The organism is Bifidobacterium animalis subsp. animalis ATCC 25527 (genome assembly GCF_000260715.1).
Taxonomy (GTDB): domain Bacteria; phylum Actinomycetota; class Actinomycetes; order Actinomycetales; family Bifidobacteriaceae; genus Bifidobacterium; species Bifidobacterium animalis.
This window is the reverse complement of record NC_017834.1, coordinates 1,510,651-1,537,598: the sequence shown is the minus strand read 5'-3', so window position 1 is coordinate 1,537,598 and position 26,948 is coordinate 1,510,651. Positions and strand designations below refer to the sequence as shown.

Here is a 26,948-nt window from a genome sequence, read left to right as displayed (position 1 = left end):
CCATCCGGGCATCTCACGCGAGTGGCGTAATCCGAAAAACCGTGAGCTTTCTCACACATCGATTTTTGGTCGGATTTCCAAGGGAAACACAACATGTTGGTCTTTTATACGGTGTTTCGCACTACATCTAGTGTCGGCTATGTGTGTAAGCTCGTAGAGGCGAATGAGATGGCAGTCACGTCTGCGTGATTGCGACCTCAACCATAATACATAAGCGAAAGCGTTCTGGAGGTATCGATGGAGACTCAGATTCTGGGTGACACACTGAGCCGAACCGTTGTTGGTGATGGCGACGACGTGTTCGAGGGCATGTTCACTGACAGGGTGCTGGTTGAGAAGCGCGATGGCCGCGTGGTCGACTTCGACCCGGTCAATATCGTGGTTGCCGTGAAGTCTGCGTTCGCCGATCTCGACAAGGAGGTCGGCCCGCAGGAGGAGCGCATGATCCTCGACATCGCGAACCAGATCGAAGGCGAGATTCGCGAACGCTACAACGGCCCTGCGAAGATCGAAGACATCCAGAACCTAGTGGAGCACGCGCTCATCGAGGACCATCTGTACGAGGTGGCGCGCACCTACACGAACTACCGCCTGAACAAAGACATCCAGCGTGCCAAGGCCACCGATATCAACGAAGCGGTGAGCCGTTTGGTCAACCGCGACGAATCGCTGGTGCGCGAGAACGCGAACAAGGACTCCAACGTCTACGCCACACAGCGCGATCTGCTCGCCGGCGCCGTCTCGAAGGCCTCGGCCTTCTCGATGCTGCCCGATGCCGTTGCCAACGCGCATATGAAGGGCGACATTCACTTCCATGATGCGGATTACTCGCCGTTCACGTCGATGAACAACTGCTCGCTGCCTGATTTCGGCGACATGCTCAAGCACGGCTTCGCCCTCGGCAACGCGATGATGGACTCGCCGAAGTCGATAGGCACCGCCTCGACGCAGATCACGCAGATCATCAAAGACATCGCCGGTGCCCAGTACGGCGGCCAGACCGTCAACCGTGCCGACGAGATGCTCGAGGAGTACGCCAAGCGCGACTATGTGAAGAACCTCGACATGGCGCACGCGATGATCCCGGATTCCACGCCGATCGAGGTCGCCCGCGACATGGTGGCCGGCCTCAAGGTGCAGGAGCCGCGCTGGCTGCATTTCGAGAACCGTGACCCGCTGCCGGCCGACGAGGCCTTCGACACGAATGCCCCGGAACTCGAGCAGATTCGTGAGATCTATGCGAAGATCATGACGCGCAAGGCGATCTATGACGCTATGCAGACCATGGAATACCAGATCAACTCGAACCGTGTCTCGAACGGCCAGACCCCGTTCGTCACCGTCGGTTTCGGTCTCGGCACGAGCTGGTTCGCCCGTGAGATCCAGCGCGCCATTCTGCTCAACCGCATCCGTGGCCTGGGCAAGGAGCGCCACACCGCGATCTTCCCGAAGCTCGTGTTCACCGTCAAGCACGGTGTGAACGCCGACAAGGGTGACCCGAACTACGACCTGAAGCAGCTGGCCCTCGAATGCGCCACGAAGCGCATGTACCCCGACGTCGTGTTCTACGACAACATCGTGAAGATCACCGGATCGTTCAAGGCTCCGATGGGCTGCCGTTCGTTCCTGCAGGGTTGGATCGACCCGAAGACCGGCGAGGACGTTGAGGACGGCCGCATGAACCTTGGTGTCGTGACCGTGAACGTGCCGCGCATCGCGCTCGAATCCCATGGTGACGTCGAGCGTTTCTGGAAGATCTTCGACGAGCGCATGGAGGTGGCGCACCAGGCCCTGCAGTTCCGCATCATGCGTTGCAAGCAGGCCACGCCGGTGAACGCCCCGACGCTGTTCCGCTACGGCGCCTTCGGTCGCCTGGAGGCCAACGAGAATGTCGACCAGCTGTTCCGCAACGAGCGTGCCACCGTCTCGCTCGGCTACATCGGCCTGTATGAGGCCACGGCCGTGTTCTTCGGCAAGGATTGGATGCGCGACCACGCATGGGATCCGGAAGGCAAGGACTTCGCACTCTCCATCGTGCGCCGCATGAACGAGCTGTGCAAGCAGTGGAGCAAGGTCGAAGGCTACCATTATTCGGTGTATTCGACGCCGGCCGAGTCGCTCACCGACCGCTTCAACCGCATGGACCGCAAGAAGTTCGGCAAGGTCGAGGGCGTCACCGACCACGACTTCTACACGAACTCGTTCCATTACCCGGTGTGGCTGCAGCCGACGCCAATGGAGAAGCTCGACTACGAGAAGGACTTCCCGTACTACGCCTCCGGCGGCTTCATCAACTACTGCGAGTTCCCGTGCCTGCAGGCCAACCCGAAGGCGCTCGAGGCCGTGTGGGATTACGCCTACAACATCGGCATCGGTTACCTCGGCACGAACACGCCGATCGACCATTGCTTCGTCTGCGGTTTCGAAGGTGACTTCGCGCCGACGGAGGAGGGCTTCAAGTGCCCCGAATGCGGCAATTCCGACCCCGACAAGTGCAATGTGACCAAGCGCACCTGCGGATACCTAGGCAACCCTGTGCAGCGCCCGATGGTGCATGGCCGTCACGAGGAGATCGCCCACCGCGTCAAGCACATGGCCGGCGAGACCGGGCATGTCACGCTTGGTAACGGCGAGACGCGCGAATGGTTCGAGGAGACCGAGTAAGCATCACCGATCATGAGAAGGCGGGCCTGCGGGTCCGCCTTCTCGTTGTGTCCTACGTTTGTATGGTCCTTTGTTTGCGTAATTTGGGACAGCCGAAGGCGCCTATCTGTCCCTTCTTACGCAGGCGTTTTCATTTGCGTAATTGGGGACATCTGAGTGCCCCAATCTGTCCCTTTCTACGCAGAGGGAGGTGTTACGCAGGGGAGATGCAGGGTACGCAAGCGAGGGTCCTCCGGCGTAATTTGGGACATCTAGCCCCTTGATTTGTCCCTTTTTTACGCAAGGGGGAGTGCAAGCGTACGCAAACGAACGAACGCGAGTCGATGGGGCACATATCGCATCTACGGCACATATACGGGGCGCATCTACCACATATACTTGGATGGCAGGGAAGGAAGCTGGCATGGCAGAGGCTGCAAACATGAATGATTCCACGAACGGCACGTGGCGAAGCACGGGGACGCCGAGACTGCACGACTTTGCGGCCGGTGAGACGGGGCGCGGGCCGGCGATCCCGACGCCGATGTCGAACAATCCGAAGCCCGGGCAGTGGACGAATCGCATGAGCCACAACATGATTGCCGACTACAAGCGCTTCCTCATGACCGACGGCGAAGGCATCCGCTGCTCGCTATACGTCTCCGGCTGCCCGTTCCACTGCGTGGAGTGCTACAACTCGTCAATCTGGGATTTCCAAGCCGGTCATGAATACAACGACAAGCTCGAGGCGCAGATCATGGACGACCTGGCGCAGAGCTTCGTGCAGGGCATCACGTTCCTCGGCGGCGAACCACTGCTCAACACCGGCGTGCTGCTGCCGCTCGCGCGCAAGATCCGCGAGCGTTTCGGCCATACGAAAGACATCTGGTGCTGGACCGGCTATACATGGGAGGAGCTCATGCGCGACGGCGAGACGCAAGACAAGCTCGACCTGCTGCATGAGATCGACATTCTCGTCGACGGCCGCTATATCAAGACGTTGCACGATTCACTGCTGCAGTTCCGCGGTTCGCGCAACCAGCGCATTCTCGACGTGCAGGAGTCGTTCAGGCAGGGCAAGCCGGTGGTGTGGGCGAAGCTGCACGACCAGGAGCGTTTCATTCCCGAGATCTACGGCAAGGAGCGTGCCGCTGGCGAAGGCGACGCCAGCTAGTCCACTTTCTGCGTCTGCCGGTCAATCCATGCGTTCACCGCGTTCGTCGCTTCGTCGAGCGTGGCCTGCGCCGCCTTGTAATAACGCGAATCCTTGATGCCCGACTCGTCGAATTTCTGCTGGGCGAGGTCGAGCGCCGATTCGAATCCCGCGGTGAGCTGCCTGCCGACCGCGGAATCCGCATACCGCTGCTTGAGTGTGTCGAGCAGCGCGCGCCCCTGGTCTATGGCCTCCTGCAGATTCTTCTTGGCCTGCGCGACGTCCTCGGTATCGGAAGACGCCGCAGATTCCGACTCGTCGCCAGTGGTATCTGTGTCTGCAGAGGCACCGCGCACGATCTGCGCGGTCGATTTGCGCAATGATTCGGTTGCACTGTTCAGCGTGTTCGCCACGAGATTGAGCTGTATGATCGTCGCGTTCGCCGCACACCCCTGCTGTGCCACGGTGCCCTCCGCCGCGCTCGCCGCATCGGCTGCCGCGTCGAGAATCTTGTCGACGCCGAGCGCATTGCGCACCAGCTTCTGCAACGCCGGCGAATCGCTCGTCGTGTCGAGCAGCGCCTTGCGTGCCTCGCTGAATTCGCTGACCGCCGTCTGGCAGCGCGCATACGCCTCGTCATGCTTGTTCTTGTAGATGATGCCGCCGACCACGCCGCCCACGATCGCCACCACGGTGATGATTGCCACGACTATCGGCCACCTTTTCCTGCGCCGGTTCCCATTCTGCCCTCCGTTCGCCGGCATATATGAAGGTGCCGCATAGTCTGATTGCGCAGGAATCTGCGAGACCCCCACCGGAATCGGCTGTGTCTTATTGTCGTCGTTCTCGCTCATGCCATCTCCAATCCCACATCATATTCCAGTGTACGCAGATGAAATGTGCCAATCTGCACATTCAGCCCACGTTATCCACAATGCCCCGCACGGCTTTACGCGGGCGTTGCTGGCGCATAGTCTGCAGATATGCGCAGCAACATGGAGGTCGAGCATGCGCTCGACATGGCGGAACAGGAGCGAAGGTGCGTGGTGATGCCCGCACATTCGCTCCGCTGCGCTTTGCTGCGGCGTGTGGGCGCGGGTGATGTGATGAGTCCCGCCCGCGGATTGTTCGTGCGCCGCGAATACTGGGAACGTCTCGGCGCGTTCGAGCGGAACCGGCACATGACGCGCGCGTTGAATCTGCAATACCCGGCATGGGTTTTCGGCGGCCTTGAAGCAGCCTGCGCGCACAGAATAGACCACGACATCAGCTTGCATGGCAATGCTCTCAAGGTGATCGTGACCAAGCGGCGAACACAGTCGTCTTCCTGGATCGTCCGCGAATACCGCAAGGAATGCACTGCGGTCGTGGTGGACGGTGTGCGCGTGCCGTCGTTCGCCTGCACAGTGGCCGAGATCATGCGCGACTATGGTTTCGTCAATGCGGTCATTGCGGCGAGCTGTGCCTTGCGCAGGCAAGTGACGAAACAACAGATCGCGCATGAACTCCGGCAGCTCGGTGACTGCGAGCCCTATGTGTGGCGCGCGCTCGAGTATGCGTCGCCGTTGTGCGCGAATGGAGGCGAGGCGCGGGCGCTCGCGGTGATGATCGAGGAGGGGATTGAGCGACCCGTTCTCCAGCATGAGTTCGTCGATCCCGACACTGGGCGGCGCGCGTACAGCGACTATCTGTGGATTCTGCCCGACGGCCGCCTCATTGTGGGCGAGCTCGACGGTCGCGAGAAATACGTGAATCCCGAGATGACGGGCGGCAGAACGGTGGAGGAGTGCGTGGACGACGAGCGGCGGCGTGAGCATTTGCTCGAACGCTGTGGTGTGTCCAGTATTGTGCGGTTCCGTGTACGCGACACTTATAGTCCCGCGGTGTTCAAGCGCAAACTGCTGGCTGCGGGAGTGCCGCTCGCGCAACAGTGAGACAGTGAGACAAACCCGTGCAAATATGCGCGGATTAATCACGTTTGGCGGCGATATCTGTGACAAACCAGTGCAGATATGTGCAGATTTCTCACGGTGCTGCCCCGCCTCCGTGACATATGCATACGCTCGCGCACTGGTTTGTCATATTGAGGGGGATCTCAGGGTGATTACTCCGTGTATGCCTGCACTGGTTTGTCGCAACTGGGCGGTGGTAGTCCGATTGTTCTGGCAGACGGCCGCCTGTGATCGGAGCCTGAATATGTTGCCGCAAGCGCAGTGAAACGTACCTAGGCACCACTACACTGGAGAGATTGTAATACGCGGGGCGACGGAGGGGATCCAAACCCGATTGAAGTCGTAAAAATGGCGGAAAATAGCCGATATTGGCATGTGAGAGAGGTTATTGATGGTTCGTCCGAGCAACACGATGCCGAACACGTTCGATTCCGCTGATGTTTCCACACTCCGCATTGGCCTTGACATCGGCTCGACCACGGTCAAGGCCGTGGTGCTCGATGATTCGCTTGATGAGCCGCTGTTTGCGGACTACCGGCGTCATCATGCGAACGTGCGCGCCGCAATGGAGGAATTGCTTGAAAATGTGCGCGCCCGTTTGGCCGAGCTTGGTCGCGCGGATGAGCCCGTGCATCTGGCCATCACCGGTTCGGGCGGCTTGGCGCTCGCCGATGCCGTGCATGTGCCGTTCGTGCAGGAGGTGATCGCGGAGACGCGTGCGATCGACGAGGCGATCCCGCAGGCGGATGTGATTATCGAACTCGGTGGTGAGGATGCGAAGATCACGTACCTGAAACCAACCCCCGAACAGCGCATGAACGGCTCGTGTGCGGGTGGCACCGGCGCGTTCATCGACCAGATGTCGACGCTGCTCGACACCGATGCCGCCGGGCTTAACGAGATGGCGAAGGACTACCAGACGCTGTACCCGATCGCATCGCGCTGCGGTGTGTTCGCGAAGACGGACCTGCAGCCGCTCATCAACGACGGTGCCGCCAAGCCCGATCTTGCCGCGTCGATCTTCACCGCCGTGGCCACGCAGACGATCGCCGGCCTGGCTTCGGGTCGTCCCATTCACGGCACCGTCGTGTTCCTGGGAGGCCCGATGTTCTTCATGAGCGAGCTGCGGGAGGCGTTCCGCCGCGCACTCGACGGCAAGGTGGACGAGTTCATCACCCCAACCGACGCGCACCTGTATGTCGCCTACGGTGCGGCGCTCGCCGTTGGTGAGCCGGGCCAGCTCGAGCATGCCGACGAGTACCCGGCACGGTCGCTCGACGACATTATCAACGCGTTGGAGGATCTGAAGAACCTGCCGTCGAACACGGCCACGATGCCGCCGCTGTTCGACACCGCGGCCGACCGTGACGCGTTCAATGCGCGTCATCACCGCGAGCATGTGCATGTGGGCACGCTCGAGGGAGCCCGTGGCCCGCACTTCCTGGGCATCGACGCCGGTTCCACGACGATCAAGGCGACCTTGGTCAACGATGACCGCGAGATCGTGTGGTCGTCGTATGCGACGAACGATGGCAGCCCGTTGACTGCGGCGATCGAGATCGTCAAACGCATCCAGTCCGAATTGCCGGACGATGCCTGGATCGCACGTTCCTGCGCGACCGGCTATGGCGAGGGACTGATCACCACGGGCCTGCATTTGGACGAGGGCGTGGTCGAAACGATGGCGCATTACCGTGGCGCCGAAATGGTGAGCCCGGGCGTCACCGCCGTCATTGACATTGGCGGTCAGGATATGAAGTATCTGGCGGTCACCGACGGCGTGATCGACTCGATCGCCGTCAATGAGGCCTGCTCGTCGGGCTGTGGCTCCTTCCTGCAGACCTTCGCCCGCTCGATGGGGCTCACGATCGAGGAGTTCACGCAGGCCGCCCTGAATTCCGAGCATCCTGTGGATTTAGGCTCGCGATGCACGGTGTTCATGAATTCGAGTGTCAAGCAGGCGCAGAAGGAAGGCGCCAGCATCGAAGACATCGCAGCCGGCCTGTGCTATTCCGTCGTGCGCAACGCGCTCTACAAGGTGATCAAGTTGCGCGATTCGGGCGAGCTCGGGGACACGGTGGTGGTACAGGGCGGCACGTTCCTCAACGACGCCGTCTTGCGCGCATTCGAATTGCTCACCGAGCGCGAGGTGACGCGTCCGAACATCGCCGGACTCATGGGCGCGTACGGTGCGGCGCTCACCGCCCGCATGCACTACGACGACATCGCCGACGACACGGATGGCGACACCGATGAGGCCGGGGTGCATGTCGCGTCGGTCGACGGCGTGAATCACACGATCTCGGGCATTCTGAGCGGCACCGCCCTCGACGAGCTGTCCATGACGACTGAACGTGACGTGTGCAAGCTATGCCAGAACCACTGCAAGCTCACGATCACCACGTTCCATGACGGCTCGCGCTATGTGACCGGCAACCGCTGCGAACGCGGCGGCGATGCGAAACGCAAGAGGAGCGACCGCCCGAATCTCTACGACTACAAGTACAGGCGCGCCTTCGCCTACCGCAGGCTCACCGACAAAAAGGCGACCCGCGGTGAAATAGGTATTCCACGCGTGCTCAACATGTACGAGAACTACCCGTTCTGGTTCACGTTGCTCACCAATCTCGGGTTCAAGGTGGTCATCTCGGGCCGTTCGAGCCACGAACTGTTCGAGACGGGCATAGAATCGATCGCCTCCGAGAACATCTGCTACCCGGCCAAACTTGTGCACGGGCACATCAAATGGCTCCTCAACAAGGGCATCACGAACATCTTCTACCCCTGTGTGAGCTACGAAGACAATCTCGTGGAAGATGCCGACAATCACTTCAACTGCCCGGTGGTGGCGAACTACCCGGTCGTGATCGGCGCGAACATGCCCGAACTGCGCGACGAGGGCATCAACTACATGCGACCGTATTTCAACCTCGCCAAGCACGACCTCATGGTCGACCGCATCGTCACCGAGTTCGCTTGGGCGAACGTGACGCGCGAGGAAGCCGAGCAGGCCGTGGCAGCCGCATATGCCGAAGACAAGGTGTTCAAACACGACGTGCAGCAGGAGGGTCTGCGCGCGCTCGCCTACATGAAGGAACACGATTGCCGTGGCATCGTGCTTGCCGGACGCCCCTATCATGTCGACCCGGAGGTCAACCACGGCATTCCCGAGACGATCTGCGCACTCGGCATGGTCGTGCTCTCCGAGGACTCGATCAGCTGGCTCGACCCGGCCGACAAACCGCAGCTGACCGCCTACCTCGCCGAAGAAGAATCCGACCCGAAGGTCCACGACAATGCGGGCTTCCGCCACGTGGGCGATCGCAAGGTGACGAAGATGCCGTTGCGCGTGATGAACCAGTGGGCCTACCATGCGCGACTGTACCGCGCCGCGAACTTCGTCTCGGCATGGCCCGGACTCGAACTCGTGCAGCTCAACTCGTTCGGCTGCGGGCTCGACGCGATCACCACCGATCAGGTCTCTGAGATCCTCGCCGACAAGGCCGACGTGTACACGATGCTCAAAATCGACGAAGTGAGCAATCTGGGCGCCGCGAAGATTCGCCTGCGCTCGCTCAAGGCCGCGGTGGAGGAGCGCGAGCGTAACAACGCGCACGAGACCGCCACGTTCAGAAAGACAGGAAGCGAGGCGCCGACGCCGGGTCGTCAGGTCATGCTCGACGCCGTGCTCGGCACGCCCGGCGGCCAGCGCACGCAGTCGACGATGTCGAACTATGCGAACCGTGTGCCGTTCGGCAAGGACATGCGCCGCGATTACACGATAGTCGTGCCGCAGATGTCGCCGATCCACTTCCGGCTCGTCGAGGCGGCCGTGCGTGCGAGCGGCTACAAATTCGACATTCTCGAACACGCCAGCAAAACCGACGTCGAGACCGGTCTCAAATACGTGAACAACGACGCGTGCTACCCGGCGATTATGACCGTGGGCCAGCTCGTCGAGGCAATCAAATCCGGCCGGTACGACGCCGATTCCACCGCGCTCGCAATTTCGCAGACCGGCGGCATGTGCCGCGCCACGAACTACTTCGCGCTGATTCGCAAGGCGCTCGTCGACGCCGGCTATCCGCAGATTCCAGTGCTTGCGATCTCCACGCAGGGATTCGTAGACAATCCCGGATTCACACCGACGGTGCCGTTGTTGCACCGCGCGGCGAAGTCGCTCATCATTGGCGATCTGCTCATGAAATGCCTGTACCGTGTGCGCCCGTACGAGGCGACGGCTGGTTCCGCGAACCGCCTGTATGAACGTTGGAACACGATTGTGCGCGAAACGCTGCTGAACCACGGCAGCTCGGCCACGGCGAAGCGCTATTACGGGCGTGCCTATTGGCCGTACCCGAAACTCGTGGCGAAGATCGTACAGACCTTCGACGCGCTGCCGCTGCGCGACATCGAACGCAAGGTGCGCGTGGGCGTCGTCGGTGAAATCCTCGTCAAATACCAGCCCGATGCGAACAACCACGTGGTCGACGTGATCGAGTCGCAGGACTGCGAGGCCGTGGTGCCGGGCATCATCGACTTCATGACGATGCGCCCGTACATCAACGAATGGAACGAACGCAACATAGGCACCGGCCGCAACAAGGCGCTCATGGCTGCGTTCAAGGGCGTGATCCACGCGTATATGAAGGCGGTGAACGATGCGCTGGCGAAGAGCCGCGGCAAATTCGACAGGGATCTGCCCATGGGCGAACTCGTGAAGAAGGCGCAGACCGTCACATCGATCGGCGTGCAGGCCGGCGAGGGATGGCTGCTGACCGGCGAGATCGTGGAGCTCATCGAGTCGGGCTGCCCGAACATCATCTGCGCGCAGCCCTTCGCCTGCCTGCCGAACCATGTGACCGGCCGTGGCATGTTCGGCAAGATTCGCAGACTCTACCCGCAGGCGAACATCGTGTCGATCGACTACGACCCGGGCGCGAGCGAGGCGAACCAGCTCAACAGGATCAAGCTGATGATTGCTGCGGCGAAGAAGTCTGCGTGTCAATGATGCTTGCGTTCTTCGCCGCAGCCTTCGCGACCTGACGGCCGCTCACCGCACCGTTCGCGGGTGATTAGTCTGTGAACGGTGTAGTGTTTGTGCGCATTATCAGATTTTCTTGGAACCAGCCCGCCGTTTTCTATTCGCAATTTCTATTCGCAACAGGATAGACTGGGCAACTATGACATCTGAGCAATCTTCATATGCACACATGCTGGTCAAACCGAACCCCAAGCACGTGCGCAGTCTCGTCAATTTCTTCGAACAGGGGGCGAAACCGGATGCAAAGGACGGTTTCGGCGTGGAGATAGAGCATCTGCCGGTGCACAACAGCGACGACACGGCGGTGACGTACGGCGAGACCAATGGCATAGAGACGCTGATGCTGCGCCTGCGCAAGTACTACGACGAAGGGGAGGAATACTGGCAGGACGACCAGCTCGTCGGACTTGCGCGCAAGGGGATCGGCATCTCGCTCGAGCCGGGTGGCCAGCTGGAGACGTCGATCGGCATCGTGCGCGACGCGGAGCAGCTTGGCGAGATCTACGCGCAGTTCCGGCGTGAGGTGGATCCTATTCTCGACGAGCTCGGCTTCCGCCTCGTCAACTACGGGTACCAGCCGAAATCGCACGCGCTGGAGATACCGATCAATCCGAAGCGCCGCTATGCCGCGATGAACGAATATCTAGGCCACATCGGGCAGTACGGGCCGTGCATGATGCGCGCGTCCGCGTCCACGCAGGTGAGCATCGACTACCGCAGCGAACACGACGCGATTGAGAAGATTCGGCTGGCGACCGCGGTGGGCCCGATTCTCAACTGGTTCTTCCGCAACACCCCGTATTTCGAGGGGCGCCCGAATCGCATTCCGCTGCTGCGGCAGCGCATGTGGGATTATTTGGATTTCCAGCGCACGAACGTGATCCCGGGGCTCTATGAGGATTCGTTCAGCTGGGAGGATTACGCGGCGGACGTGCTGAGCACGCCGCTCATGTTCGCGGATCTCTCGCACACGCCCGAGGCGGCGCATCTGCCGGCCGAACAGCGCGAATTCGCGGCGTTCCGCGAAACGGCGGGCGACGTGTACCCGGACCGCGAGCTCAATGCGTACGAGGTGAACCACGTGCTCTCCACGCATTTCAACGATGTTCGACTCAAGAACTTCATTGAGATGCGGCATTGGGATTCCCTGCCGATTGAACGCGCCCAGCGGTTGACGCAGATCGTCGGCTCGTTGTTCTACGACGCAGATGGCTTCTCACGGCTCGCGGAGCATCTCGGCGGCGTGGGCGAGGCCGACGTGTTCGCGGCGAAGGCCGCGTTGCAGGCGCATGGTGCAGATGCGAAGCCATACGGTCGATCGCTGGATGACTGGGCGAATCTGCTGGGCGTCGGCGACACGCTCGCCGAGCTGCCGGGCGATGCGCGGCATCCTCAGGTGCGGCAGGCGTAGCAATGGCGCAGGAATCTGTTGCGTAATTGGGGAAAGATTTGGTCTGTATTTGTCTCCTTTTACGCAGCACAGTGGATGCAGTTGAGTGTGCGCCGAAATCTGCACTCCCCAAACACGCGCCTGCATCGACGTAGCACGCAAATCCGCTCGCCGTCACACCTCGTCGCGCTTACAATGAAGCCACTCAAGCCGCAAGTGCATCCAAGAGATGGGAGTGTATGACCAACCATCCCCATGATGACGACGAGCACCCTCATAGCACCGTCCGCGGCTATTTCCGCGCCATGATCCGTGCGAATTCAGCGAAGCCCGAGGGCGGTGGCATCAACAACCATTGGCTTTCGCTGGCGATGTCGGTTATGTTCTCTATCGGGCAATTCACCTTGGCATTCCGCTACAGAGATTGGCTCATGGCCGGCGTGAGCATGTTCCTTATGATGTGGTTCTTCGTGTTCTACGAGATTGCACTCTACGAAGTACGCAGTTCCTGGCCGAAGAGACCGAACCGCAGTCGCGGCAGAACGGCCATCGCCATGCTGTTCGTCGTCCTCGCGGTTGCATTGAAGTATGTGGCTCGCCTTCGTGTGACGCGGTGTCCGCTCGGTCGCGCCAATCGGCCGGTGGCGGAATGTCGAATGCGGGGCATTTGCAGACTGCCTACCATCGAAGTGTTGGGCGCATGCCCATTGTCTATGAATATCAATGGAAGGTGCTGGTATGGCAGAGACTATGAAAAGCGCTATCTTTGAATCCGCGGGGCATATGGCTATCGAGGACGTGCCGATGCCGCGCATCGAGAAGCCGGACGATGCGATCATTCGCATTGTGCGCACCTGCGTATGCGGTTCCGATTTGTGGCCGTTCCGCGGCATCAACCAGAGCGCGGAGCATTCGCAAAACTCTGGGCATGAGGCCATTGGCATCGTCGAACAGGTTGGCGACGACATCACGTCGGTCAAGCCAGGCGATTTCGTGATCGCCCCGTTCACGCACGGCTGCGGTCAGTGCCGTGCCTGCCGCGCGGGCTTCGACGGCTCCTGCATGGCGCATGACGACAATTTCTCCATGGGTGCGCAAGGCCAGTACATTCGGTTCCAGCATGCGCAGTGGGCATTGGTGAAGATTCCCGGGCGGCCGGAGGACTACAGCGAAGACATGCTCAAGAGCCTGCTGACGCTCTCTGACGTGATGGCCACCGGATACCATGCCGCCCGCACCGCACAGGTCAAGCCCGGCGACACGGTGATTGTGCTCGGCGATGGCGCCGTCGGCCAGTGCGCGATCATTGCAGCGAAGATGATGGGTGCCAAGCGCATCATCTCGACGAGCCGCCATGACGACCGCCGTGCGTTCGCCGCCGAGTTCGGTGCGACCGACAATGTTGCTGAGCGTGGTGATGAGGGTGTGGCGAAACTGCTGGAGATCAGCGCCGGCGGTGCCGATGCCGTGCTCGAATGCGTGGGCACCGATGCCTCGTTCCAGGAAGCTGTCGCCGTGGCACGTCCGGGCGCGCTGATCGGCCGCGTCGGTTTGCCACACGCTCAGCAGATTAGCGGTGAGGGCACGTTCTACCGCAATATCGGCGTATACGGCGGCCCTGCCTCGGTGACGACCTACGACAAGAACGTGTTGCTTGACGCCGTGCTCGATGCGCAGATCAATCCGGGCAAGGTGTTCACGAACACCTTCGAGCTCGATGAGATTCAGCCGGCGTATGAGGCGATGGATGAGCGCAAGACGATTAAATCCTATGTGATCGTCGAGCACTGATCGACCACATGGGCCGAGTGCGGCTCGGCAGTGGGGCGCTTTGTTCACTTGTGGCTATTTCGAATGCGCGTGCCGTGAAGAAGAACGATGATTAATACCAGTCAGAACAGCCCTGCCTGTCCACCGCGCACCAGCCGGTCTCGCAAGCGGGCATAAGGAGGAACAATGGCAAAGCCAAATATTGCGTTTATTGAGACGTCGCTCGATGATGGTTCGTTCGAAGCCAAGCTCGCCAAGACGGCCATGAAGGCGATCGGCGATCGCGCCGAGATCATTCCGATCGATTACGCCGACCTGCCGATGCTGAACGAGAGCACCGACGAGCCGGATCCGGCCGCCGCCCTCGCCATTCGCGACAAACTCGACGCAGCCGACGGTGTGTGGGTGTTCATTTCCGAATACCACAAGACCATTCCGGATGCGGTGCGCAACCTGTTCCAGTGGATGACCATGCCGGACACGAAGAACCCGGAGACCGGTGAGAACGTGCTGCACAACCTGCCGGCCTGCATCACCGGCGTCGGTGGCTTCAAGGGCATGCTGCCGCGCGTCATGCTCGGCGACCTGCTCGAGGCCAACGGTATGTACATCTTCCCGGTGGAAGTCGGCCTGTCGGTGCCTGAAGAGGCGCTCCAGACCAACGACTGGATCATGAACGAGGCCGATGAGGGTGCGATCACCATGCAGGCGAACGACTTCCTCAATTTCATCTCGGAGAACCCGATCGACCGCAAGTGAGATGGCTCCGGTGCCGTTGCGAATACGGGCCGGGCATAGTCGATAGCAGGAATCCGCACCTTCGTGGTGCGGATTCTTTGTATATGTACTCTGAGAACGAACTGTCGAATATTTATTGTTGCATGTGAAACAATGTCTTATGGCAGGAGTTCAATGCCTACACGCAGCCCATGGCATATGCGAGGCATGGCGGGTGCATGCAACGGGAGGTGAGATGGAAGACGAATCGGCGCATCAGACGCCCAACGCGTCGTCCGCAGAACCAAGCGAGCTCAAGCCGAGCATCATGATCCGCGTATTGCACAACATGATCGGCAGATTCTGGAATCTGACCCTGCAGGGAGACCCCAATGTGTCGAGCCAGAACAAGTCGATCATCGCCTATCTCGACACGCAGCGCGACCACGACGTGTTCCAGTACGACATCGAACGCAAGTTCTCGATCACGCGCTCCACTGCGTCGCGTGTGCTGAGTCTTATGGAGAAGAAGGGCCTGATCACGCGCGAGAGTGTGGAACGCGATGCTCGGGTGCGCAAGATCGTCCTCACGGCACAGGGCGAGCAGATCGCCCGCGACCTGCGCAGCGATGCCGCATTGCTTGAGAACACGCTCATGCAGGGGTTCAGCGAGCGCGAGCGCGTGGGATTGATGCACGATCTTGAGCGAATGAAAGTCAATCTGCTTAGGCTGAAGGCCGATGTCGCTGACGAAAGGCTACCGGACGCACACGGCATGGGCGATGGCAAGAAGACAACAATACGAATGAAAGGAGATGCGAACGCATGAGTACGGCAACCGCTTCAACCGGCGCCACCGGCAGTGGCCGGAAACCGGTGAAAATGCATACGATCAAGACGCTGGCCGGATCGATTCGCGAATACACGAAGGCGAGCCTGCTCTCGCCGCTGTTCGTCGTGGTCGAAGCGATCATTGAGATCCTCATCCCGACCGTCATCGCGACGCTCATCGACAAGGGCATCACGAACCGGTCGATGCAGGCCATTTGGCAATATGGCCTCATTCTGATCCTGTGTGCTGCGGTCTCGTTGGCCGCGGGCTTCCTCTCGGGCCGCTTCGCCGCAATCGCGAGCTCGGGATTCGGCAAGAATCTGCGTCACGATGAGTTCGAACGTGTGCAGCAGTTCAGTTTCACGAACATCGACCGGTTCTCCACGGGATCGATCATCACCAGGCTCACCACGGACGTCACGAACGTGCAGAATTCATACCAGATGATCATTCGCATCGGCATGCGTGCGCCGATCATGCTCGTCGCCGCGTGGATTTTCTCGTTCCGCATCTCACCGCAGATCTCCATGGTCTTCCTGGCATGCATACCGGTGCTGGCAGTGGGCCTGATCGGCCTGATCATCATCGTGCACCCGATCTTCGAGCGCGTGTTCCACACGTATGACGAGCTTAACAATGTGGTGGACGAGAATCTGCAGGGCATCCGCGTGGTCAAGTCGTTCAACCGCGAGGATCATGAAGACCGTAAGTTCGGCCACATCTCGCAGCTCATCTACAAGCAGTTCGTGAAGGCGGAGAAGCTGCTGAGCATCAACTCTCCGCTGTTCAACGTGTGCATGTACGCGTCGCTCATCACGATTGCATGGGTGGGTGCCCAGCAGATCGTCGCTTCGGGCAACAACGCCGCCAATGGCCTGACCACCGGCGATTTGACGGCACTGGTTACCTATGCGCTGCAGATCATGATGTCGATGATGATGGTCTCGATGATCTTCGTGATGGTGATCATCTCGCGCGCCTCCGCGGAGCGCATCACCCAGCTGCTCACCGAGGAGAGCACGATCAAGGAGTCCGCGCAGCCGATCACGCAGGTGAACGACGGCTCGATCGACTTCGACGACGTGACCTTCCGCTATTCCGAGCATTCCGAGAAGCCGGTGCTCGACCACATCGACCTGCATATCAAGTCGGGGCAGACCATAGGCATCGTGGGCGGCACGGGTTCGGCGAAGTCGTCGCTCGTGCAGCTCATTCCGCGCCTGTACGACGTGTCGAGCGGCACGCTCAAGGTGGGCGGGGTCGACGTACGCGATTACGAACTCGAGTCGCTGCGTGACGAGGTGGCGATGGTGCTGCAGAAGAACGTGCTGTTCTCAGGCACGATCGCCGAGAATCTGCGCTGGGGCAACCCGTATGCCACCGACGAGGAGATTCGGCACGCGTGCGAGCTCGCACAGGCGGACGGTTTCATCGAGGAGTTCCCCGACAAGTACGACACCTACATCGAGCAGGGCGGCACGAATGTGTCGGGCGGCCAGCGCCAACGTCTGTGCATCGCCCGCGCGCTGCTCAAGAAGCCGAAGATCCTGATCCTCGACGATTCCACGAGTGCGGTCGACACGAAGACCGACAAGCTGATCCGCGAGGCGTTCCACCACGAGATCCCGAACACGACGAAGATTATCATCGCGCAGCGCGTCGCCTCCGTGGAGGAGTCCGACAGCATCATCGTGATGCATGAGGGGCGCGTGCTCGACCAGGGCACCAGCGAGGAACTGCTCGAACGGTGCGAGGAGTACCGCAGCATCTACCTGTCGCAGACCCAGCAGCACAGCCAGCAGGATCTGGGCAAGGAATCCAACGACTGGCACGAGGAGGAGGCCGAGGCCACGAAGAGGGACGAGGTCCAGCGTCTGTTCAACATGGAACTCGAGAACAACACCGACAACGCGAATGGAGGTGACGCACAATGACGGCAGCTTCCCCAACCGTGGCGGCCACCGACGTCTCCGACAAGGAGGTGCTCGACAGCGAGTCGCGCATGCCGCAGAACGGCGGACCGGACGCGCAATCCGGCGCGAAGGGCATGGCCAAGGCGAGGCCGGGCACGCTGAAGCGACTGCTCAAGTACATTTTCCACTACAAGGTGCGCATGGTGTTCATCATCCTGAGCATCATCGTCTCCGCAGTGGCCCAGGCCGGTGCGGCGCTGTTCCTGCAGTCGCTGATCGACCGCTATATTCTGCCGCTTGTGGGCAAGCCGAACCCGGTATGGACGCCGCTCATCGAGGCATTGATTCTCATGGGCATTCTGTACGCGCTCGGCACGCTGTGCTCGTGGCTGTACAACTACCTGCTCGTGGGCGTCGAACAGGGCGTCATGAAGACGATTCGCGACGAGATGTTCGAGCATATGCAAACACTGTCGATCTCGTTCTTCGACACCCATGAGCATGGCGACCTGATGAGCCGCTACACGAACGACACCGATACATTGCGCCAGGCGATCTCGCAGTCGCTGCCGCAGATGTTCGCCTCGGGCATCACCGCATTGGCCGCGTTGATCTCCATGTTCTGGCTGTCGGTGCCATACACCGTGTTCGTACTCGTATTCACCGCGTTGCTGCTCCTGCTCATCCAGGTGCTGGTCAGTCGTTCCGGCCGCTACTTCGTCAAGCAGCAGCAGGAGCTCGGCGACGTGAACGCCTTCGTGGAGGAGGCCGTGAACGGTCAGAAGGTGGTCAAGGTGTTCAACCACGAAGACGCGATGCAGGCGGACTTCGACGCCCGCAACGAACGGCTGTACCACGCTTCGGCCAGCGCGAACACCTACGGCAACGTACTCATGCCCGTCGTGGGCAACATGGGCTACCTGCTCTATGTGCTCTCCGCCGTCTTCGGTGGCCTGGCCACCTATTACAGCTGGCGCAACTTCGGCATCTCGGGCGAGACCGCATACACGATTGGCATGATCATCTCGCTGCTCACGCTCTCACGTGGCTTCATCAACCCGATCGGCCAGGTCTCCCAGCAGTTCACGATGGTCATGATGGCGCTTGCCGGCGCCTCGCGCATCTTCGAACTCATGGACGCGCCGGGCGAGACCGACAACGGCACGGTGACGTTGGTGAACGTGGAGCTCGCCTCCGATGGCCGCACGATGACCGAGACCGACCACGTGACCGGCCATTGGGCCTGGAAGCGCGAGGCCTCCGATGACGGCACCCGTTCCCGTGAGGCCGCGAAGAAGCTCAGCCCGAAGGCGTGGAAGGTGGCCGAGGAAGCCCATGAAGAGGCCATCACCTCGCCCGATGGTCGCCTGACGCTGCTGCGAGGCGATGTGCGCTTCACCGACGTCACCTTCGGGTACAACCCGAGCAAGCCGGTGCTGCACGATATCACCTGGTTCGCCAAGCCGGGTCAGAAGATCGCGCTTGTCGGCGCCACTGGTGCAGGTAAGACGACGATCACGAATCTGATCAACCGCTTCTACGACATCCAGGAGGGCATGATTCTCTACGACGGCATCAATGTCAAGGGAATCCGCAAGCCCGACCTTCGCCGGTCCCTGGGCATCGTGCTGCAGGATGTGAATCTGTTCACCGGAACGGTCATGGACAACATTCGCTACGGCAAGCTCGACGCCTCCGACGAGGAGTGCATCGAAGCCGCCAAGCTCACGAATGCCGACAGCTTCATTCGCATGCTGCCCGACGGCTACCAGACCATGCTTTCGGGCGATGGCTCGGGGTTGTCGCAGGGGCAGCGCCAGCTCATCTCGATCGCGCGCGCGGCCGTGGCGAATCCGCCGGCGTTGATCCTCGACGAAGCCACGTCGTCGATCGACACGCGCACCGAGGCCGTGGTGCAGGCCGGCATGGACAATCTGATGAACGGGCGCACCGTGTTCGTGATCGCCCACAGACTGTCCACGGTACGCAATTCCGATGTAATCATGGTGCTCGATCACGGCCATATCATCGAACGCGGATCCCACGACGAGCTCATGGCCGAGAAGGGCGAGTACTACCAGCTTTACACGGGTTCGCTCGAACTCGAGTGAGGCATCGCATACGGCAGGGGAGTCGGGGCGGCCGGTACCGCGCCGATTCCCCTGTTCGCGCAATCCGATGAGCAGTAGTATACGAAGTGTTGTAATGGATACCAGTACACAAGACTTAGGAGGTAGCTATGCCAGAACTGACCGGTGACATGAAGAAGAACTTCGAGGAGCTCAAGGAGCGCATCGAAGAGCATCAGGACGATTTCGAGGGCATCAAGAAGTCGGCAACCGACCTCGCCAACAAGCTCAAGGACGCCAAGGAAGGCTGGGAGAGCGGTCGCGCCGAGAAGGGCGACAAGAACGAAATCGCCAAGGCCGAGGAAACGCACCAAACCCACTGATTCGGTCTGAACATAATGCAGGGCAGGCGGTCGCATACGCGGCCGCCTGCCTTTTATATGCGCGTGATATGCGCGCATCTGCACCTATCCGTATAAGTCCGTATAAGGCCGCGTGCTTTTGGTCGTTGAGTTGCGTATGCGTGAGGTGAATGACCATAATCTGCGCAAGTATGGTCGTTGGGGTGTGCGCGGTGACAGTAAGCGACCAAAGTTCGCTCAAATATGGTCGTTGAGGTGTGCGATGTGAAGGCAAACGACCAAAGTTGGCGACAATGCGCCGACATATCGCGATGCTAGGGGTGGGGCAGCGCTCAGACATGCGGGCAGAGACGCATGCGGACTGGAGAGTAGGGAAACGAGGAACACATGAGGCATACGGGACAAGCGGGTTTGGCGGCACGTGTCGCACGCATTGCGATGGCGCTTGCAATCGGCATGGCGGTGGGTATGACGGGAGCATGCGGAAGCGAGCCGGAGACGCCGTCGACGGCGACCAATCAACCCGCAGCAAGCGAGGAGAAGTCTGCAAATAGTGGCAAGCAGAGCGCGGAGCCGAGCGAACAGCCCACGAACTCGGCCACCGTGGTGCCGCTGCACGTCAAGGGTGCGAAGCTGCTCGACGAGCAGAATCATCCCCGGCAGCTGCGCGGCGTCTCCACCCATGGCATCGCATGGTTCCCGCAGTATGTGAACGCCGAACTGTTCGGCAATCTCAAACGGGAGTGGGGAATCAACACGGTGCGCCTCGCCATGTACACCGGCGAGGAGGGCGGCTATACCACCAACGGCAACAAGGAGGAGCTGCGCAAGCTCGTGCACCAAGGTGTGGATGCCGCGATCAAGCAGGACCTCTACGTGATTGTGGACTGGCACACCCTGTCCGACAACAATCCGCTCGCCAGCGTCGATGCAGCGAAGCGGTTCTTCGACGAGATGTCGCACGACTATGCCGGCAAGCCGAATGTGATCTACGAGATCTGCAATGAACCCAACGGCACCACGTGGGCGCAGGTGAAGCAGTACGCGGAGCAGATCATTCCGGTGATCCGAGCCAACGACAAGAACGCACTGATTCTCGTGGGCACGCCGAACTGGTGTCAGAACATTGGGGAGGCCGAGGCGGACCCGATCACGGGTGCCGGCAATCTCATGTACACGATGCATTTCTATGCGGCCGAGCATCATGAGGAACTGCGGAATGCAATGGTCTCCGCCGTGGAGAACGGTTTCCCGGTGTTCGTCTCCGAATTCGGCCTCACGCAGGCGAGCGGCGACGGGGCGATCGACACAGCCAGCGCGCAGGCGTGGCTGAACGCGATGGACGAGCATGACATCTCGTATGTGATCTGGAATCTGTCGAACAAGAACGAGGGATCTGCGCTGTTCGTCACCGGTGAGACCAGGAATCCGCAGACCTCCGATCTGTCGGCCGAAGCGAAATGGTACCGTGGCTACCTCAAGCAGCATGCAACCGAGGCGAATCGCTAGGCAAGCCGCTAGACATACTGCGCGTTCGCTGAATCCGTTGGCGAACGTGTGGGCCGGTTTCATTCGCGTACGATGGGGCGTATGACCGACGAACCGCATATCATCAAGCAACTGAACCGAATCGAACGGGAGAACGAACGTCAGGACGGCGATTGGAAGATCGTCTCGCAGCCGCTCCATCTCAAGGGCATTGACAATCTGCGCGACATGGGCGGCATTCCCACGCGGAACGGACGCGTGATCCGCACGCATATGCTGTTTCGGTCGGCGAATCTGCACAAGGCCTCCGATGCCGCGTTGCATGAGCTCGACACGCTCGGCCTGCGCAATGTGATCGATCTGCGCACCAAGCAGGAATGCCGTTTGGAAGAGGACCGTCTGCTGCCAGACTGGCAGTACGACTGGTTCCCCATGTTTCAGGAGATGGGGGAGTTCGGTAGCCAGGTCAAAGGCATTGTGGCGAATCCCGGCACGTTCATCGAGAGCCTGTACCCGCAGATGCTCAAGTCGGACACCGCCGTGCATTGCTGGCGCGAATGCTTCGTCAGACTGCTCGACGAGCCGGGTGCCTACCTGTGGCACTGCACGCAGGGCAAGGACCGCACCGGTGGGCTCGCCGCACTCATTCTCGCCGCGCTCGACGTTTCCGACGAGCTCATTGTCGAGGATTATCTGGAGACGAATCTGTTCATGCCGCATATCACGTCGACATTGGCGAAGAAGGTGGAATCGGTGCTTGGCGAGCGTGTGGACGGCGACATCAACCAGTTCCTGATCGCGGCGCCCGCGTATATTCGCGCGTTCATGCATGCGGCCGACGAATATGGCGGACTCGACGGCTTCCTGCGCGAGCGCGTGGGATTGTCGGACGCCGACTTCGCGAAATTGCGTGACACCTACACCGAACCCGCGAAATAGCACGCCGCTCGGCGCAACCGGACAATCATACGGCGTGTGTGCGGTTAGAGTGGGGAAAGCAGGCAAGGACCACGCTTCAACGAAGAGGGGGGCATTATGGCCGCCAAAGACCCAAATGAAGAGCTCACGAACACGCATGAGGGTCTCGAGACGGTGGACGCCGACGAGATCAAGCAGATGGCCGAGATCGTGAGCGAGACGGATCACCCGCATGCGGACCCTGTCACCGGCGAATCGGATGGCAATGCGGACAACGGTTTCGAAGCGCACCGCAAGAAGGTCACCGAAGATGCCAAGAAAGACCTGCTGTTCCATTCGGCGAACACCTGGGAAAATATGGACGAAGTACCTGAGTGATTTTTTCGGCGCATCTGGTCTGTGTGATCGGTCGGTCTGCATATGCGGGCCGACCGATCACCATATGCGGGCCGCATTATTCAGATGGGGAAAACGGCGGAATGACCCCATGCGCGGTATATAGTGAGGGTTGTAGGCGGACGCGCAGGTGTTCGCATGACGTTGAGATTGGAGACATCATGGCAGATGACAAGAGCATGCCGGATACCAACACGCATGAGGGGCTCGGCGCGATGAGCGAAGAGCAGATCAAGGAGATGGAAGGCATTGTGCGCGATACCGACCATCCGTACAAAGACCCGATCACCGGCAAGATGAACGTGGACGTGCCGGAAGACAAGCTCGGCGTAAGCAAGAAGTCCGAACACGACAAGAAGGCGCATGCCGACCGTGAGAAGATGGTGGTGGACAAGGAAGAGGAACTGATCAACGCCAACGAGTGGGAAGATCCGCTCAACGAAGATCACTGAGTCTACGCAGATTTCCGAATGGGGCCTGGTGCCGGAACGAATTCGTTCAGGCACCAGGCCCCGCGCATATCGTCATATTCGCGGAATAATTCCGCGCGCAATGCTATAGTCATGTGCAAATGGCGATGATCCGCTATCAACGGGGAGTCTTCGGAAGAACAGCCGCGGATGCGGCCCAGTAGAACCGACGGGTTCGGCCCGCACAGCCGAACAATACAAGCGGTCACGCGCACGGCTCTGCCGTGTGAGGTGGCAAGCGAGGTGGTACCGCGGTGGCGTCGCGGGCGCTATGCGTCTGCGGCTTCTGGCCATCGTCCTCGCAGGAAAGTCAAGTCCTGCAAGAACGAGGAGCAACGGTGAGCGAAACACCAAAGCATGTGTATCCCAAGGCATCGATGGGCTCGAGCAGCGCGAATGTGGCGCCGAACCCGGATTTCCCGCAGCTCGAGGAAGACGTGCTGCAGTATTGGGATGCCAATGACACATTCCAGCAATCCATTGACGAGAACCCCAGCGGCGAGAACAGCGACAACGAGTTCGTGTTCTTTGACGGGCCGCCCTTTGCGAACGGCCTGCCGCACTATGGCCACTTGCTCACGGGGTATGCGAAAGACGTGGTGCCGCGGTACCAGACGATGAAGGGGCATCGCGTCAACCGCGTGTTCGGCTGGGACACGCACGGTCTGCCGGCCGAACTCGAGGCGCAGAAGGAGCTCGGCATCGATTCGGTGGATCAGATTGAGCAGATGGGCATCGACAAGTTCAACGACGCCTGCCGCGCGAGCGTGCTCAAATACGTGAACGAATGGCGTGACTATGTGCATCGCCAGGCGCGCTGGGTCGATTTCGAGCATGGCTACAAGACGCTCGACATTCCGTACATGGAGTCGGTGATGTGGGCGTTCAAGACGCTGTACGACAAGGGTCTGGCCTACAAGGGCTACCGCGTGCTGCCGTACTGCCCGAAGGACCAGACCCCGCTGTCGGCGCACGAGCTGCGCATGGATGCCGACGTGTACCAGAACCGCCAGGACACCACCGTGTCGGTCGCGCTCAAACTGCGTGACGAGGACGATGCCTATGCGGTGATCTGGACGACCACGCCGTGGACGCTGCCGACCAACTTCGCGGTCGTGGTGGGCGACGACATCGACTACGTCGAGGTCAAGCCGGTCAACGGCAAGTTTGCCGGCAAGAAGTTCTACTTCGCCAAGGCGCTGCTGAGCTCCTACGACAAGGAGCTGGGCGACGACTACGAGGTGGTGCGCGAGCTCAAGGGCCGCGACATGGTCGGTTGGCGCTATTACCCGATCTTCCCGTATTTCGCATCCGAGGCGGCCTCGTCGGCTGACGGCACGCCCGGCCCGAACGCCTACCAGATTCTCACCGCCGACTATGTCGACACCACCGAGGGCACCGGCCTCGTGCATCAGGCACCCTATGGCGAGGACGATATGAACACGCTCAACGCGCACGATATTCGCAGTGTCGACGTGCTCGACTCCGCCTGCCGGTTCACGAGCCTGTGCCCGGATTACGAGGGCATGTTCGTGTTCGATGCGAATCTGCCGATCCTGCGCAATCTGCGCGCCGGCGATGGTCCGCTCGCCGAGCGTCCGGAGTCCGAGCGCGCGTTGCTGTTCCAGGAGAAGAGCTACGTGCACTCCTACCCGCACTGCTGGCGTTGCGGCACCCCGCTCATCTACAAGCCGGTCTCCAGCTGGTTCGTGAGCGTGACCAAGATCAAGCCGCGCCTGCTCGAACTCAATCAGCAGATCAACTGGATCCCGGAGAACGTGAAGGACGGCCAGTTCGGCAAATGGCTCGCCAATGCGCGCGACTGGTCGATCTCGCGCAACCGCTTCTGGGGTTCGCCGATCCCGGTGTGGGTGAGTGATGACCCGAAGTACCCGCGTGTCGACGTGTACGGTTCGCTCGACGAGCTCAAGCGCGACTTCGGAGACTACCCGCGTGACAAGGACGGCAACATCAACATGCACCGCCCGTGGATTGACAATCTCACACGCCCGAACCCGGACGACCCGACCGGTAAGTCCACGATGCACCGCATCACCGATGTGCTCGACTGCTGGTTCGAATCCGGTTCCATGCCGTTCGCGCAGTACCACTACCCGTTCGAGAACAAGGAGTACTTCGAGCACCACTTTCCGAGCGACTTCATTGTCGAATACATTGGCCAGACCCGCGGTTGGTTCTACCTGCTGCATGTCATGGCGACCGCGCTGTTCGACAAGCCGGCGTTCAAGAACGTGATCTGCCATGGCATTGTGCTCGGAGACGACGGCCAGAAGATGAGCAAGCATCTGCGCAACTACCCGGATGTGAACGGTGTGTTCGATAAGTATGGTTCCGACGCGATGCGCTGGTTCCTCATGAGCTCGCCGATTCTGCGTGGCGGCAACCTCATCGTGACGGAGGACGGCATTCGCGACACGGTGCGCCAGATCATGCTGCCGGTGTGGAGCTCGTACTACTTCTTCACGCTCTACGCCAACGCCGCCAACAACGGCGCCGGCTATGACGCGCGCACGCTGCGCGCCGACGAGGTGCCCGGTCTGCCGCAGATGGACCGCTATCTGCTCGCCCGCACGCGCAGACTCATTGCGTCCGTGACCGAGCATATGGACAACTTCGAGATCTCCGACGCCTGCGATGAGGTTGCGGACTTCATCGACATGCTCACGAACTGGTACATTCGCAACACGCGAGACCGCTTCTGGAACGAGGACGAGAACGCGTTCAACACGCTGTACACGGTGCTTGAGGCGTTCATGCGCATGCTCGCACCGCTCGCCCCGATGGAGGCGGAGGCCGTGTGGCGTGGTCTCACCGGCGAGGATTCGGTGCATCTGGGCGACTGGCCGTACTTGGTGGACTCGCAGACCGGCGCCGACACCGAGCTCGGCAAGGTACTCGTTGCAGATGGTGCGCTGGTCGAGGCGATGGACAAGGTGCGTGAGATCGTTTCGTCCACGCTTTCGCTGCGTAAGGCCCACAAGATGCGCGTGCGCCAGCCGCTTGCCAAGCTCACCGTGGTCGTGGACGAGCCCTCGCAGGTCGACGTCTACGACGCGCTGCTTAAGAGCGAACTCAACATCAAGGCGATCGACTACTCGACGCTCGACGCGGCCGCCGAGCATGGTCTGAAGATCATCGACGAGCTCAAGGTGAATGCACGCGCTGCCGGCCCACGCTTGGGCAAGCAGGTGCAGTTCGCCATCAAGGCGTCAAAGAGCGGGAACTGGCATGCCGACCCGGTAACCGGTGCCCCGGTGATTGAGACGCCGAACGGCGAGATTACGCTGCAGGGCGACGAATACGACATTACGCGTCGCGTGGAGGAAGTGGATGCCGAGGAACGCCGTAATTCCGCGTCATGCATTCTGCCGACCGGCGGCTTCGTGATTCTCGACCTCGAGCTCGACGACGATCTGGTTGCCGAAGGCTACGCGCGCGATGTGGTCCGTGCCGTGCAGGACGCTCGCAAGGCGGCCGGCCTCGACATCGCCGACCGTATTGCGCTTACGCTGACCGTTCCGGCGGACGATGTGGCGAAGGTGGAGCAGTTCAAAGACCTGATCTCCACGGAGACCCTGGCCACGTCGATGCAGGTCAACGCCGGCGATGCGTTGCATGTAGAGGTCGCCAAGGTCTGACGGATTGCTGGGCAGGTATGCGTGAGGGGGCACGGGCGAACCCGTGCCCCCTCACGCATACCTGCCCAGTTCCAATGTCGACGCGGAAACCGATGCGTTTGCTTGTAGACAATCTGGGGTGAACTGCATCATGAGCTGCTACAGTTGGGAACCACACCCGCACAACGACGAT

General features: G+C 60.6%; 18 protein-coding genes. 17 read left to right on the top strand and 1 reads right to left on the bottom strand.

Annotated elements, in window-relative coordinates:
• Positions 1-237 precede the first annotated feature (237 nt).
• Positions 238-2,664 (top strand): anaerobic ribonucleoside-triphosphate reductase, encoded by a 2,427-nt coding sequence (gene nrdD, locus BANAN_RS06480; RefSeq protein ID WP_014698108.1) that lies wholly within the window; start codon positions 238-240, stop codon positions 2,662-2,664.
• 421 nt (positions 2,665-3,085) lie between these two features.
• Complete coding sequence (nrdG, locus tag BANAN_RS06475) at positions 3,086-3,817, top strand: anaerobic ribonucleoside-triphosphate reductase activating protein (RefSeq protein WP_080571659.1); 732 nt, start codon at positions 3,086-3,088, stop codon at positions 3,815-3,817.
• Here nrdG and BANAN_RS06470 read toward each other — a convergent pair.
• A complete protein-coding gene (locus tag BANAN_RS06470; protein ID WP_041777159.1) occupies positions 3,814-4,503 on the bottom strand; it encodes a hypothetical protein in 690 nt (229 codons plus the stop codon). The two genes, nrdG and BANAN_RS06470, sit on opposite strands and share 4 nt — an antisense overlap.
• A gap of 276 nt (positions 4,504-4,779) precedes the next feature.
• On the opposite strand from BANAN_RS06470, the gene BANAN_RS06465 reads away from it, so the two are divergent.
• From BANAN_RS06465 to ileS, 15 genes are all read left to right on the top strand, one after another.
• A complete protein-coding gene (locus BANAN_RS06465; protein WP_014698105.1) occupies positions 4,780-5,730 on the top strand; it encodes a hypothetical protein in 951 nt (316 codons plus the stop codon).
• A 409-nt stretch (positions 5,731-6,139) separates the two neighbouring features.
• Positions 6,140-10,759: an acyl-CoA dehydratase activase-related protein gene (locus BANAN_RS06460; RefSeq protein ID WP_014698104.1), complete on the top strand. Its 4,620-nt coding sequence runs from the start codon at positions 6,140-6,142 to the stop codon at positions 10,757-10,759.
• Between the two features lie 172 nt (positions 10,760-10,931).
• Positions 10,932-12,203, top strand: a complete 1,272-nt coding sequence (locus tag BANAN_RS06455) for a glutamate-cysteine ligase family protein (RefSeq protein ID WP_041777043.1) — start codon at positions 10,932-10,934, stop codon at positions 12,201-12,203.
• Positions 12,204-12,421: 218 nt separating this feature from the next.
• Complete coding sequence (locus BANAN_RS06450) at positions 12,422-12,952, top strand: hypothetical protein (RefSeq protein ID WP_014698102.1); 531 nt, start codon at positions 12,422-12,424, stop codon at positions 12,950-12,952.
• Entirely contained in the window at positions 12,921-13,973 is a 1,053-nt protein-coding gene (locus BANAN_RS06445) for an alcohol dehydrogenase catalytic domain-containing protein (RefSeq protein ID WP_202799034.1), read from the top strand. Before BANAN_RS06450 ends, BANAN_RS06445 begins: the two co-directional genes overlap by 32 nt.
• Positions 13,974-14,138: 165 nt before the next feature.
• Positions 14,139-14,711 carry an NADPH-dependent FMN reductase gene (locus BANAN_RS06440; protein WP_014698100.1) on the top strand — a complete coding sequence of 191 codons (573 nt, stop codon included), beginning with the start codon at positions 14,139-14,141 and terminating at the stop codon, positions 14,709-14,711.
• Between the two features lie 214 nt (positions 14,712-14,925).
• Positions 14,926-15,498 (top strand): MarR family winged helix-turn-helix transcriptional regulator, encoded by a 573-nt coding sequence (locus BANAN_RS06435; RefSeq protein WP_014698099.1) that lies wholly within the window; start codon positions 14,926-14,928, stop codon positions 15,496-15,498.
• Positions 15,495-17,435 (top strand): ABC transporter ATP-binding protein, encoded by a 1,941-nt coding sequence (locus BANAN_RS06430; RefSeq protein WP_014698098.1) that lies wholly within the window; start codon positions 15,495-15,497, stop codon positions 17,433-17,435. The genes BANAN_RS06435 and BANAN_RS06430 overlap by 4 nt, the downstream gene beginning before the upstream one ends.
• Positions 17,432-19,525: an ABC transporter ATP-binding protein gene (locus BANAN_RS06425; protein ID WP_014698097.1), complete on the top strand. Its 2,094-nt coding sequence runs from the start codon at positions 17,432-17,434 to the stop codon at positions 19,523-19,525. Before BANAN_RS06430 ends, BANAN_RS06425 begins: the two co-directional genes overlap by 4 nt.
• Before the next feature lie 128 nt (positions 19,526-19,653).
• Positions 19,654-19,866, top strand: a complete 213-nt coding sequence (locus tag BANAN_RS06420; RefSeq protein WP_014698096.1) for a hypothetical protein — start codon at positions 19,654-19,656, stop codon at positions 19,864-19,866.
• A gap of 366 nt (positions 19,867-20,232) precedes the next feature.
• Positions 20,233-21,354 (top strand): glycoside hydrolase family 5 protein, encoded by a 1,122-nt coding sequence (locus BANAN_RS06415; protein ID WP_014698095.1) that lies wholly within the window; start codon positions 20,233-20,235, stop codon positions 21,352-21,354.
• Between the two features lie 81 nt (positions 21,355-21,435).
• Positions 21,436-22,272, top strand: coding sequence for a tyrosine-protein phosphatase (locus BANAN_RS06410; protein ID WP_014698094.1), 837 nt, complete (start codon positions 21,436-21,438; stop codon positions 22,270-22,272).
• 96 nt (positions 22,273-22,368) lie between these two features.
• The gene (locus tag BANAN_RS06405) at positions 22,369-22,629 is read left to right on the top strand and encodes a hypothetical protein (protein ID WP_014698093.1); all 261 of its coding nucleotides are present in this window, start codon (positions 22,369-22,371) and stop codon (positions 22,627-22,629) included.
• Positions 22,630-22,808: 179 nt separating this feature from the next.
• Entirely contained in the window at positions 22,809-23,099 is a 291-nt protein-coding gene (locus BANAN_RS06400; RefSeq protein WP_014698092.1) for a hypothetical protein, read from the top strand.
• A gap of 356 nt (positions 23,100-23,455) precedes the next feature.
• A complete protein-coding gene (gene ileS / locus BANAN_RS06395) occupies positions 23,456-26,776 on the top strand; it encodes a mupirocin-resistant isoleucine--tRNA ligase (RefSeq protein WP_014698091.1) in 3,321 nt (1,106 codons plus the stop codon).
• Positions 26,777-26,948: the final 172 nt, after the last annotated feature.

Bases quoted from the DNA above. Each gene is read 5' to 3' on its own strand.
- BANAN_RS06465 (WP_014698105.1), top strand. From the start codon at position 4,780: ATGCGCAGCAACATGGAGGTCGAGCATGCGCTCGACATGGCGGAACAG.
- BANAN_RS06405 (WP_014698093.1), top strand. From the start codon at position 22,369: ATGGCCGCCAAAGACCCAAATGAAGAGCTCACGAACACGCATGAGGGT.
- BANAN_RS06460 (WP_014698104.1), top strand. From the start codon at position 6,140: ATGGTTCGTCCGAGCAACACGATGCCGAACACGTTCGATTCCGCTGAT.
- BANAN_RS06420 (WP_014698096.1), top strand. From the start codon at position 19,654: ATGCCAGAACTGACCGGTGACATGAAGAAGAACTTCGAGGAGCTCAAG.
- BANAN_RS06440 (WP_014698100.1), top strand. From the start codon at position 14,139: ATGGCAAAGCCAAATATTGCGTTTATTGAGACGTCGCTCGATGATGGT.
- BANAN_RS06445 (WP_202799034.1), top strand. From the start codon at position 12,921: ATGGCAGAGACTATGAAAAGCGCTATCTTTGAATCCGCGGGGCATATG.
- BANAN_RS06400 (WP_014698092.1), top strand. From the start codon at position 22,809: ATGGCAGATGACAAGAGCATGCCGGATACCAACACGCATGAGGGGCTC.
- BANAN_RS06430 (WP_014698098.1), top strand. From the start codon at position 15,495: ATGAGTACGGCAACCGCTTCAACCGGCGCCACCGGCAGTGGCCGGAAA.
- BANAN_RS06410 (WP_014698094.1), top strand. From the start codon at position 21,436: ATGACCGACGAACCGCATATCATCAAGCAACTGAACCGAATCGAACGG.
- nrdD (WP_014698108.1), top strand. From the start codon at position 238: ATGGAGACTCAGATTCTGGGTGACACACTGAGCCGAACCGTTGTTGGT.
- nrdG (WP_080571659.1), top strand. From the start codon at position 3,086: ATGAATGATTCCACGAACGGCACGTGGCGAAGCACGGGGACGCCGAGA.
- BANAN_RS06455 (WP_041777043.1), top strand. From the start codon at position 10,932: ATGACATCTGAGCAATCTTCATATGCACACATGCTGGTCAAACCGAAC.
- BANAN_RS06435 (WP_014698099.1), top strand. From the start codon at position 14,926: ATGGAAGACGAATCGGCGCATCAGACGCCCAACGCGTCGTCCGCAGAA.
- BANAN_RS06415 (WP_014698095.1), top strand. From the start codon at position 20,233: ATGAGGCATACGGGACAAGCGGGTTTGGCGGCACGTGTCGCACGCATT.
- BANAN_RS06450 (WP_014698102.1), top strand. From the start codon at position 12,422: ATGACCAACCATCCCCATGATGACGACGAGCACCCTCATAGCACCGTC.
- BANAN_RS06425 (WP_014698097.1), top strand. From the start codon at position 17,432: ATGACGGCAGCTTCCCCAACCGTGGCGGCCACCGACGTCTCCGACAAG.